General features: G+C 37.6%; 9 protein-coding genes. 6 read left to right on the top strand and 3 right to left on the bottom strand.

Features of this window, described 5'->3' with window-relative positions; genetic code table 11:
• The first annotated feature begins 13 nt into the window (after nt 1-13).
• The gene (locus tag M2373_RS06260) at nt 14-271 is read left to right on the top strand and encodes a SemiSWEET transporter (RefSeq protein WP_259108700.1); all 258 of its coding nucleotides are present in this window, start codon (nt 14-16) and stop codon (nt 269-271) included.
• A gap of 473 nt (nt 272-744) precedes the next feature.
• The gene (locus M2373_RS06255; protein ID WP_259108698.1) at nt 745-2,505 is read left to right on the top strand and encodes a hypothetical protein; all 1,761 of its coding nucleotides are present in this window, start codon (nt 745-747) and stop codon (nt 2,503-2,505) included.
• Nucleotides 2,506-2,651: 146 nt separating this feature from the next.
• Here the strand turns inward: M2373_RS06255 and M2373_RS06250 are convergent, their stop codons facing one another.
• The 3 genes from M2373_RS06250 to M2373_RS06240 all read right to left on the bottom strand — a co-directional run bounded on the left by M2373_RS06250 (nt 2,652) and on the right by M2373_RS06240 (nt 4,650).
• The gene (locus tag M2373_RS06250) at nt 2,652-3,098 is read right to left on the bottom strand and encodes an META domain-containing protein (protein ID WP_259108696.1); all 447 of its coding nucleotides are present in this window, start codon (nt 3,096-3,098) and stop codon (nt 2,652-2,654) included.
• Nucleotides 3,099-3,137: 39 nt separating this feature from the next.
• Nucleotides 3,138-3,527: a hypothetical protein gene (locus M2373_RS06245; RefSeq protein WP_259108694.1), complete on the bottom strand. Its 390-nt coding sequence runs from the start codon at nt 3,525-3,527 to the stop codon at nt 3,138-3,140.
• Nucleotides 3,528-3,777: 250 nt separating this feature from the next.
• Nucleotides 3,778-4,650, bottom strand: coding sequence for a hypothetical protein (locus tag M2373_RS06240; RefSeq protein ID WP_259108692.1), 873 nt, complete (start codon nt 4,648-4,650; stop codon nt 3,778-3,780).
• 500 nt (nt 4,651-5,150) lie between these two features.
• On the opposite strand from M2373_RS06240, the gene M2373_RS06235 reads away from it, so the two are divergent.
• The 4 genes from M2373_RS06235 (at nt 5,151) to M2373_RS06220 (ending at nt 11,421) form a co-directional block, all read left to right on the top strand.
• Entirely contained in the window at nt 5,151-5,543 is a 393-nt protein-coding gene (locus M2373_RS06235) for a hypothetical protein (protein ID WP_259108690.1), read from the top strand.
• A 151-nt stretch (nt 5,544-5,694) separates the two neighbouring features.
• Entirely contained in the window at nt 5,695-6,777 is a 1,083-nt protein-coding gene (locus M2373_RS06230; RefSeq protein WP_259108898.1) for an efflux RND transporter periplasmic adaptor subunit, read from the top strand.
• A 20-nt stretch (nt 6,778-6,797) separates the two neighbouring features.
• Nucleotides 6,798-9,992 (top strand): efflux RND transporter permease subunit, encoded by a 3,195-nt coding sequence (locus M2373_RS06225; RefSeq protein WP_259108688.1) that lies wholly within the window; start codon nt 6,798-6,800, stop codon nt 9,990-9,992.
• Entirely contained in the window at nt 9,979-11,421 is a 1,443-nt protein-coding gene (locus tag M2373_RS06220) for a TolC family protein (protein ID WP_259108686.1), read from the top strand. Before M2373_RS06225 ends, M2373_RS06220 begins: the two co-directional genes overlap by 14 nt.
• Nucleotides 11,422-11,501 lie beyond the last annotated feature (80 nt).

Raw genomic sequence — 11,501 nt, 5'->3', positions numbered from 1 at the left:
TTAATTTTAAACTATGAATGAAAACATTTTAGGAATTATAGCAGGGGTTCTTACCTCTGCCGCTTCAGTTCCCCAGCTTGTTAAAGTTTTGAGGAAAAAAAATGTAGACGATATTTCATGGCTTATGCTTTTAGTGCTTATTTCAGGGCTTTCTCTCTGGGTTTGGTATGGATTTATTAAAGATGAACTTCCTATTATTCTGTCCAATATTTTCGCTGTACTTTTAAATATTTCTTTACTGATCTGCTATATCATTTATAAAAAATCATAATTTTAAATAAAACATTTTTCGAATCATTAATGTCTCATCATTATTTTTTTCTTAGAATAACTCTAATAATCAGTCTCGCTTTTTTATTTTTTAACTCTACTTTATTTCTACTCTTGATTTATTTTAAAATATTGTATATCAATATTTTATATTGGTGGAGTGGATTTGCAGTATGTGTTTTTTGTGTTCTTGGTTCTACATTTGCAACCGATAAATCCGGATTGAAAAACAAAACACTAAAAATTAAGAAAAAAAATGGAAAACAAATTTAAGCGTCCGAATATCTCAGAGTATCTGCATTGCCTGTCAATTATTTTGATTTATTTAAGATAACGATTCTAAAAACACAGACAAATTTCTACTGAACGTCAAAATTCTCACACTTTAACAATCAAAATTTAACTTCATGTTCTGTACATATGGCTTATTTAGAGCGATATGCAGATAAATATGAGTTAATAAACACTAAGAAAATGAAAAACAGAATTACTTTTATTTTTGCTCTCGGAATGGTGGGGCTTACTTACGCACAGATTGGGATTAATCTTGCAACTCCTAAAGCTACATTAGATATTAGTGCGAAAGCCTCAACCGGAAAGGCCACTGCAGCTGAAGGTCTTCTTATTCCGAGGGTTGACAGAGAAAGAGCTCAATCAATGACAAATATTGCCACTTCTACGTTAATTTATGTAAACAGTATTTTAACCGGATCGAAAACCGGAATTGCAGTTAATATAGATGCGGAAGGATATTATTATTTCAATGGAAAAGAGTGGGTGAAGCTCAATGTTGATCAGGATAATAATCTTTATAACATTAATGGTACTCTTTCAGGAAATCGTATTGTTACTCAGAATTCAAGCTCATTATCTTTTAATGCTGAAGCTATAAATGCTTTTTCCATTAATAAAACAGGTACGGGAGCTGGAAATATTTTGTCTGTAGATGCCGCTAATAAAAGAGTGGGAATCGGAACTATTGCTCCAAACGCAGACTTACAGATTATGGGTACAGAAATGAGATTGGGAGGACCTGCAACACAATCCGGAAGTACAGCCAATCCGGTGATGAGGATTCATTCGAATGCCAATAAAGATGCTTCGGGAGGTTCTTTGTTATTCAGTGAAAATGATCCTAATTATGGATATTATATAAGACACAATACAGAAGCAGGTGCAGTTTACGGAATGGATGGTCTGGCAATTGGAGCGTCACAGGCTGGTAAATACTCCTTTGCTCCGGCAAAACCAGGTGTTTTTATCTCAGATAATCAAAGTGTAGGTTTCGGAACTTCCACGCCTCAGCAGGTTTTTCATATTGATGCCAACAGAGATAATAATATCAATACTGCTCCTACGGCTGCTCAGGCTTCAAATGATATTGTTATTACTAATAATGGTAATATGGGGATCGGGACCACATCACCGAATAGTAAGCTGGATTTGGGAAGTACCTCAAGTATTAAAAAACTGTCAGTTTATAATAATGCTTCAGGGACGGATTTTTATGGATTGGGGACATCTGCAAATACTTTAGAGTTCCGTGCCGGGACTACTGCAGCAAATGAGCAGGCGGGTATGGTTTTAAGAAATAATGGAAGAGTAGGAGTGGGAACAACGATTCCTCAGGCTACTTTTCATACTTTGGGAACAAGAAGATTTGAAAATGCTACGCCCAATTCGGTTGCTGTAGGTGCTGTAATGACGGCTGTTGATAACAACGGTACAGCAGAATGGAAGACACCTGTTGCAGAAGCTGTCGTAGGTCAGAATATTGCAGGTGCCGGAATAGATATCCCGTTTACAAATGCAGATGGTGTTTATAAATATACGGGAAGATACATTACTTTGCCTCCTGGAAGATGGGCGGTTACCATTACTCAGTTGGCTCAAATTTCCGGAGCATTGGATAACGATGACTGGATGTTTGTAAGAAGTACATTTTCAGAAGAAAACCTGGCAATTAATGCAGTGGGAACAAGATCAGGAGATGTTACAGGAGGACCGACTCTAATGAGTTTTAAAGTACAGGGGCCGGCTACAGCTACTAATCCTCAGCAGTTTTCGGTATTTCAGGGGACTATTTTTATTAATAATACATCCGGAGGAAATAAAACGTATCGATATATCGCGGGAAGTACGGTGACAGGTGGAAGTCCCAATTCTGCTACTATCATCAGACAGTATGGAGGTGGATGGAGTGAGAGCTCAATTTATGCTACAGCGATTAAGTAAAAATAATTAATAAAAAAGATTTGGTTTATTTATAGTGAGTGGGGGTATTTTTAATACCTCTGCTTTTTTATTGGAAAAAGAAAAAGCCGAAGCAGACACTTATCTGTTTCGGCTTTTTGTTTATGTAGAATGGTTAGTAGAATCTGTTAATTCTGTAATACAAATTTTGCTAACGGAGCCATTCTGGCTTTGTTAAGAGTCAGCGTATTACCATTTACAGAATAATTGTCAGCAGTCAACAGCGCTTTCGTAAATAATTGTTCTGTTGCGAGGTCTTCACAGGCCATCATAGTAGACATTCCCTGATTGAATTTTATACGCATAACTTCCGGTTGGATTTCAAAAGTTCCGCCTACACCGTTGCATCCTCCGTTTCCTTCATATCTCATGTCGGACATGTTCAGTTTAAAATAAGGATTGCTTTTTTGATTTACCAAAGCAATAGGTTTTCCGTTGATCTCTGTGAGCTTCCAGGTTTTTCCGGTAATATCATTGGTAGGTTGTGTCGGCTTTACTGTTACCGGCTTGCTCATACAAGAAGTAAGTGCGATACCTAAAAATAAAATAGATAGGTAACTGAATAAATTTTTCATAGTCTGTTATTTTAATTAAGTAATTAAAAAAGGGATATGCTAATAGGATGCCATCTTTGTAGAACCTGAAGAATGACTTTTTTTAGAGTGGAATAAAACCATATCGTAATCTTTTTTCAGGAAAGAAACACTTCCTCTGATATTAGAGTATTGATATTCGGAATTATTTGCGGTATAATCTGGAAGGTCTTCGCTTTTTTTAAGCTCGTAGGTTTTACCGTCAAGACGTATAGTGGCTGTATTTTTTGTATGGTTAATGGATACCTCCATTTGTTCTCCCGATTCATCAGTGAAAATATCTTTGGTTATTTCATTTTCAGTATCTACAGGAGTTGTAATGATAGTTTCTGTTTCCTTGCTTGAATGCTTACACGCTACTACGGACAGGACCAAAAATCCCATTACAAAGGTTAGTAATAATTTTTTCATAGTGATAAGTGATTTTTATGTGTTGCATGAATGGTGATATTAATATTCTTTAAATTTACGAAAAAAATAAATTTAAATCTGTTAATTTTAGATAAATTAATTAAAATATCATATAATCATTGATTGTTGAAATATGTATTTTTTTCTTTAAATAATCCAAGATCCCTGGATTATTAATTTGTACCTTCTGAAATATAAAAAGGAACAAAAATAAATCTGTTCCTTTTTTAATAGGCTGTGTTTCTAGAATCTATGGTGCTTTGATTTGATCAATTGTAAAGAATGCTTTAGTGGTATTGCACGTTCCTGAGGGACAGGTGGTTGCATTTCCGGCACTGGCGGGAGAAGAAGATCCCATCATATAATATAATTTATAGAATGTTTTATCATTTCCGTCATTGGATGTCCAGGAATATAGACGCTGCTCGGGCATTCCGCCTGCGTAAGTTTCCGGATCTCCCCAATAAGGGTTGGTAGTAGCGGTTTGAATTCTGGCTCCGGTTGTGGCATCTATTAAACCGGAACTAGATGTAGCGTTATCACCGGCCCAGGCATTGGGTGGAAGTCTCAACTGGTTTTGCTGATAACCTCCTGCTCCGCTCCAAAGGTAATGTCCGTTGGAAATAATTTCTACATTGGCAGCACTGTTATTTCTGATCTGTAAATTTACCTGTGAAAATGCAGAACTCGCAGGAATAAAAGTTCTTACAGAAAACTTTCCGTCTGGAGTGTTTATAGAAAGTGCATATCCGGCTCGTCCGTTATCCGTAGTTGAGACCAGAGGTCCCATTACGGCAATGCTTTCAATACTGGCAATATTTGTGTTTCCGCCTCCACCACCTCCAGAAGTGTTAAACACTCTCCATTCGGTGCCGTTCCAGAAATAATAGCCTGGAGTTAGAACAGGTCCGGTGTTATAGATCAGTAGCCCAGTGGCATTTGGAGCTGTTCCTAATTGCATACTGGCTGATGTAAGACTGATACGAGGTCCCAAAATTCCCTTATTGGTAGATTCGATATCTAAAATTGAGGAAGGGTTTGGAGAAGCGGTTCCAATGCCGACTTGGGCAAATCCGAAGGTCGAGACAAAAAAAAGCCCTGCCATAAAAGAAATTTTTTTCATAGTTTGATATTGGTTTCGGGGTTACGGTCGTTTTTTAGGATCAATCTCTGTAATGTAATATCACATCTGAGGGATTAATTTAATGTAAATATAAGATATATTATCATATCAATGTTAATAATTCATAATAATTTATATTAATGTTATATGAAATTAATTTTTAATATCATTTTTATATTTGTTTACAATCAAATTAGGAGTATCAGAATTCTCTAAATAATGATTTTAAGTAGGAAATGTATGACCGATATGTGAATATTAAAGGTATTCAACGCGTTTATTGACGATTATTTAAATTTATTCTGACAAACGAGAAAGGGGTATTATCTTTAATAATGATTTGATTATGAAACAAAAACAAAGGTCGATTTTAATAAAAAACGTTATTTAAAAACCTTTTCAGCTTATTTAAAGGAGAGTTAAATATTGTTAATATGTGTAATAATCATAAAATTAGTTAGAATCGTATTTAATCTAAAGCTTACCTTTGCACCTTCATTATGAGAAATTATATAGTATACTTTTTGACGAGCCTTTTTCTGCTATTCGTAGTGGAAAGTAAGATCAATGTCAAAACGTTACGCAATGACTACAATAGTCATACTTCTCATAATTTACCCAAAAGAGCAAACCGCTTAAACCAGACCTACGAAAAACTTTCTGTACAGCAATCTTCTGATGATCCGGGAAATGCTTATTCATTAGAGCTTACAGAAGATGATTTTCAATTGTCAGATACCTTTCAGGCAGTTGTATTTTTTGCAAGTGTCTTTACACTGGTTTATATTTTCGGTTTAAAAAGCTTTAAAAGATCAAAGCCGGTCATTCATGGCTTTTTATCTCACTTTTCCTCTATAAAAAGGTTCATTCTGATCCGTTCTATCAGAATATAAGATTTCATTTTTCGATTTATTTTCCATCTCAATCCTGAGTTGGGAGCTGTATGCGTTGTGTTTTATGTAATTGTCACAGCGTTAATACTTTCATTACCTTTTTTTATTTAATTTTAAAACATTAACGATTTATATACACTCTAGAATTATGATGAAAAGAGTTGTCGCAAGCATTGCGCTAAGCAGTCTTTTTTTGTTCACAAGTTGCAACAAGAAAAAAGAAGAAAAAGAAGAAGCTGCAGTTTATCCTGTTACCTCTCCAGTAGTAATGGATACGGTAATTGATAAAGAATATGTAGCTCAGATCCAGTCTGTAAAGAACATTGAAGTTCGTGCACAGGAAAAGGGTTTTCTTGAGAAAATCTATGTAGACGAAGGACAGTATGTTCACCAGGGGCAGACCTTGTTCCGGATTATGCCTCAATTGTATCAGGCAGAATTGTTGAAAGCCAAAGCTGAAGTAGAGCAGGCTTCCATCGAGTTGAAAAACGCAAGTACTTTAGCCAGTAACAACATTGTTTCCAAAAATGAAAGAGCAATGGCGAAGGCCAAATTAGACGGTGCCAATGCTGAAATGAAGCTGGCTCAGATCCATTTGTCTTTTACAGATATCAAGGCGCCGTTCTCAGGGATTATCAACAGAATTCCTTTGAAATTGGGTAGTCTGATCAATGAAGGGGATTTATTGACATCACTGTCTGATAATACCAATGTTTATACGTATTTCAATGTTTCAGAGCCTGAATATTTGAACTATCAGACCAATGTAGCCTCAAGAGGCAGCAATCAGGTATCGTTAATTATGGCGAACGGAACTCCATTCCCTCAAACTGGAGAAGTTCAGACCATAGAAGGTGAATTTGATAATGAAACCGGAAATATTGCCTTCAGAGCGAAATTTCCAAATCCTGATAAATTGCTGAGAAACGGCCAGACGGGTAAAGTGAAAATGACACTGCCATTGAAAAGCGCTTTGATCATTCCTCAAAAAGCAACGTATGAGATTCAGGATCAGAAATACGTATTTGTAGTAGATAAAAACGGAACCGTAAAGTCTAAAAATATTAAAATTGCTTATGAGCTTCCTGATGTCTATGTGGTAGGTTCCGGACTTGCTACGGGAGATAAAATCTTACTAGAAGGTGTTCAGAAAGTGAAAGATGATCAGAAAGTTCAGACAAAATTCCAGGATCCGAAAAAAGTTCTTCAATCATTGAAATTAAAAGCAGAGTAGGACTCTATAAATGAAGCAGTATGTTTAAGAAATTCATTCGCAGACCTGTTCTGTCTATCGTAATCTCATTGATTATAGTATTTATGGGAGTTTTATCACTGGTAAAGCTTCCCGTAACGCAATTCCCTTCCATTTCACCTCCAAAAGTAAATATCACCGCAGAATATCCGGGTGCCAACAATGAATTGTTGATCAAATCCGTAGTTATTCCGCTGGAAAGAGGATTAAATGGAGTGCCGGGAATGAAATATATGACTTCCGATGCCGGAAACGACGGGGAAGCGTCTATTCAGGTGGTTTTCGATTTGGGAACTGACCCGAACGTAGCCGCAGTAAACGTTCAGAACCGTGTATCATCGGTAGTGAATAAACTTCCGCCATTGGTAGTTCGTGAAGGGGTGAAAATCACCCGTGAAGAGCCCAATATGTTGATGTATATTAACCTGTACAGTGATGATCCGAAAGCCGATCAGAAATTCCTGTTCAACTATGCAGATATCAACGTGATGTCTGAATTGAGAAGGGTAAGTGGAGTTGGTTTTGCCGATATCCTGGGAACAAGAGAATATGCTATGCGTGTTTGGTTAAAACCTGACAGGTTAACAGCTTACAGCATTTCGGCAGATGAGGTGATGGAAGCATTAAATGCTCAGAGTTTAGAAGCATCTCCTGGTAAAACGGGGGAAAGCTCAGGAAAAAGATCTCAGTCATTTGAATATATTTTAAAATATCCGGGACGTTTCAGTAATGAAAAAGAATATGGTAATATTATTCTGAAAGCAAAACCGGATGGAGAATTTATCAGATTGAAAGATGTTGCAGATATTGAATTCGGTTCTTCCATGTATGATATCTATTCAACATTGAATGGAAAACCTTCTGCAGCGATTACGGTAAAGCAGTCATACGGTTCCAACGCAAGTGACGTTATCAAAAACGTAAAATCTTTGATGGCCGAATTGCAGAAAACCAGCTTCCCGAAAGGAATGCATTATGACATCAGTTATGACGTTTCAAGGTTCTTAGACGCTTCTATTGAAAAGGTTATTCATACCTTGTTTGAAGCGTTTATTCTGGTGGCTATTGTGGTGTTTCTTTTCTTGGGAGACTGGAGATCAACATTGATTCCTGCCATTGCGGTTCCGGTGTCTTTGATTGGTACATTCGCTATTATGTCTGCCTTTGGAATTACGTTGAATATGATTTCACTCTTTGCTTTGGTAATGGCAATTGGGGTCGTCGTCGATGATGCGATCGTAGTCATTGAGGCCGTTCATGCCAAGATGGAAGAAAAAGGACTTTCACCATTGAAAGCTACGGAAGAAGCGATGCATGAAATCAGTGGGGCGATTATTGCCATCACGCTGGTCATGGCGTCGGTATTTATTCCTATTGCTTTTATGTCCGGTCCGGTTGGGGTATTCTATCGTCAGTTCTCTATTACCATGGCTTCTGCTATTATCCTTTCCGGAGTAGTCGCTTTGACATTGACTCCGGCTTTATGTGCACTGATCTTAAAAAATAATCACGGAAAAGCTAAAAAGAGAACGCCAATCACGATATTCTTAGATAAATTCAACAATTTATTTACAAAAGGAGCCGGGAAATATGAGAAGTTACTGAATAAAACGGTGAAGAAGAAAACCGTTACGCTTCCTTTATTACTGGCATTTTGTGCATGTACTTTCTTTTTAAGCAACTCCCTTCCTTCAGGATTTATTCCGGCGGAAGACCAGGGGATGATTTACGCCATTATTCAGACTCCTCCGGGTTCAACATTAGAAAGAACAAACCAGATTGCTAAAGAGTTATTAAGAGAATCTGAAGATATTGATGGTGTGCAGTCTGTTTCTTCATTAGCAGGTTACGAAATCTTAACAGAGGGTACAGGTTCCAATTCCGGAACTTGTCTGATCAACCTTAAAAGTTGGGACGAACGTAAAGAATCGGCTTCCGAAATCATTGAAAAACTAGAAGAAAAAGCGAAGAATATTCCGGGTGCGAATATTGAATTCTTCCAGCCTCCGTCAATTCCTGGCTATGGTGCTGCAGGTGGTTTCGAGCTCCGTTTGCTGGATAAAGCAGGAAGTGGAGATTATCAGAAAATGGAAAAAGTAAGTAATGACTTTGTAAAAGAACTTAAAAAGCGTCCCGAATTGGGTTCTGCGTTTACCTTCTATTCTGCAAGTTTTCCTCAATATATGCTAAGAGTGGATAATGAGCTTGCCGAACAGAAAGGTGTTACGATTGAAAATGCCATGGATAATTTATCAACTTTAATCGGATCCAATTATGAGACGAGTTTCATTCGTTTCGACAGACCGTATAAAGTTATTGTTCAGGCTGGACCGCAATATCGTGCATTACCATCGGACCTACTGAAATTATACGTTAAAAATGATAAAGAACAAATGGTTCCGTACTCGGATTTCATGCACCTGGAAAAAGTATATGGTCTGTCCGAGATTACAAGACATAATATGTATAATTCTTCTGAGGTAAGTGGAACTCCTGCGCCGGGGTACAGTTCCGGACAGGCGATTAAAGCGATACAGGAAGTTGCTGATAAGACACTTCCAAGAGGTTTCGGGATAGACTGGGCAGGTATTTCCAAAGATGAAGTAAGCCGTGGAAACGAAGCTATATTTATTTTCTTGGTGTGTTTAGGATTCGTTTATTTAATTCTTGCGGCACAATATGAGAGTTTTATTCTTCCGTTACCGGTAATTTTATCATTGCCGACAGGTATTTTCGGAGCATTTTTATGCCTGAAACTATTAGGATTAGAAAATAATATTTATGCTCAGGTGGCCATGGTCATGTTGATTGGTCTATTAGGAAAAAATGCCGTATTGATCGTAGAGTTTGCGGTACAGAAGAAGGCTGAAGAAGGTATTCCGGTGGCACAGGCAGCCATTGAAGGAGCGGCCATCCGTTTCCGTCCGATTTTAATGACCTCATTTGCATTCATTGCAGGTTTAATTCCGCTGGTAATGGCAACAGGACCGGGAGCAATTGGTAACCGAACGATCGGTACAGCTGCGGCAGGAGGAATGTTGATCGGAACTATATTCGGATTAATGATCATTCCGGGATTATATTACATCTTTGGAACGATTGCAGAAAAATCGAAGCTGGCAAGATATGAAGAAGAAAATCCTTTAACAGAACAAACAGAACCTTATCAACACGATGACAAACATGAAGATTTATAATAAATATATAGCAGCCATTGCCTTATCACTTGTTTTAGCAAGTTGTAAGGCACCCATGGCGACCGTTATAAAAGATGAGGTAAAAGAAAATATCCCTCAGAATTTTAATCAGGAAGAACAGTCAGATGCCAACACCAATAGCGGAATGACACCCTGGAGACAATTCTTTACTGATCCGAATCTGGTAGCTTTAATTGAAACATCATTAAAGAACAATCAGGAGCTAATGATCACTTTGCAGGAAATTGAAATTGCAAAAAGTGGTGTTTTAGCAAAAAAAGAAAAATTGAGCCCTACTGTTTCTGCGGGAATTGGAGCCGGAATGCGTAAAGCAGGACGATATACAAGCGAAGGTGCCGGAGATGCCTCTACAGAAATTGAAGACGGTAAAAAAATGCCTGATCCGCTGGGAAATTTCGAAGGTGGATTAATGGCCAACTGGGAAATCGATATTTGGAAGAAGCTGAGAACAGAGAAAGAATCTGCTGTTGCTCATTACCTGTCAACGGTTGAAGGCAAGAATTTTGTCCTTTCAAACCTCATTGAAGAGGTGGCGGACAGCTATTATGAATTATTGGCTCTGGACAATCAGCTGGATATTATTCAGCAATATATCAAGCTTCAGCAAAAAGCCTTGGAGATCTCAAAAATTCAGAAAGAAGCTGCTGCAGCTACTGAGCTGGCTGTGAAAAAATTTGAAGCGGAGCTGGCAAAATCAAAAGCTACAGAATATACAATCCGTCAGCAGATTACAGAAAAAGAGAATGAGATTAATGCGCTTTGCGGCCGTTATCCTCAGCCTATTGTAAGATCTAAGGATGATTTTATGACCACGATTCCTCAAACGGTTTATACGGGAATTCCGTCACAGTTATTGGCGAATCGTCCTGATATCAAACAGGCTGAATTGGAATTAAAATCATCAAAACTGGATGTAGAAGCAGCCAGAAAAGAGTTTTATCCTACGTTGGAAATCTCCACAACTTTGGGACTGGAAGCATTTAAACCTTCTTATTTGGTGAAAATGCCGGAATCTATTGCGTATAGTCTGGTTGGAGATCTGGCAGGTCCGCTGATTAATAAAAGTGCAATAAAAGCGAATTTTCAGACGGCCGATGCCAGACAGATTCAGGCGCTGTATGAATATGATAAAACGATTCTGAACGCGTATTTGGATGTTGCAAATCTGATGTCTAAAGTGAAAAACATAGATCAGTATTATAAACTAAAGTCTGATGAAACCAAGGCTTTGGAACAATCAATCGATATTGCCAACCAGTTATTCCGAAACTCCAGAGCAGATTATCTTGAAGTTCTTCTGAACCAAAGAGATGCACTGGATGCAAAAATGGAACTGGTTGAGGCTAAACAAAAACAACTGAGTACAGTTGTGGATATTTATAAGAGCTTAGGCGGAGGCTGGAAGTGATTGTAAATCCTTAATGTTTTAAAAAAGAAAAGAGGCTACCCAAACGGATAGTCTCTTTTCGATTATAATAATTGAGAAGT

The organism is Chryseobacterium sp. JUb7, assembly GCF_024806495.1.
Taxonomy (GTDB): domain Bacteria; phylum Bacteroidota; class Bacteroidia; order Flavobacteriales; family Weeksellaceae; genus Chryseobacterium.
The sequence above is the reverse complement of the archived record's forward strand: the minus strand, read 5'-3'. Positions and strand labels throughout refer to the sequence as shown.

What these genes read in the sequence shown, in the direction of transcription:
- M2373_RS06260 (WP_259108700.1), top strand. Translation starts at nt 14, where the DNA reads ATGAATGAAAACATTTTAGGAATTATAGCAGGGGTTCTTACCTCTGCC.
- M2373_RS06255 (WP_259108698.1), top strand. Translation starts at nt 745, where the DNA reads ATGAAAAACAGAATTACTTTTATTTTTGCTCTCGGAATGGTGGGGCTT.
- M2373_RS06250 (WP_259108696.1), bottom strand. Translation starts at nt 3,098, where the DNA reads ATGAAAAATTTATTCAGTTACCTATCTATTTTATTTTTAGGTATCGCA.
- M2373_RS06245 (WP_259108694.1), bottom strand. Translation starts at nt 3,527, where the DNA reads ATGAAAAAATTATTACTAACCTTTGTAATGGGATTTTTGGTCCTGTCC.
- M2373_RS06240 (WP_259108692.1), bottom strand. Translation starts at nt 4,650, where the DNA reads ATGAAAAAAATTTCTTTTATGGCAGGGCTTTTTTTTGTCTCGACCTTC.
- M2373_RS06235 (WP_259108690.1), top strand. Translation starts at nt 5,151, where the DNA reads ATGAGAAATTATATAGTATACTTTTTGACGAGCCTTTTTCTGCTATTC.
- M2373_RS06230 (WP_259108898.1), top strand. Translation starts at nt 5,695, where the DNA reads ATGAAAAGAGTTGTCGCAAGCATTGCGCTAAGCAGTCTTTTTTTGTTC.
- M2373_RS06225 (WP_259108688.1), top strand. Translation starts at nt 6,798, where the DNA reads ATGTTTAAGAAATTCATTCGCAGACCTGTTCTGTCTATCGTAATCTCA.
- M2373_RS06220 (WP_259108686.1), top strand. Translation starts at nt 9,979, where the DNA reads ATGAAGATTTATAATAAATATATAGCAGCCATTGCCTTATCACTTGTT.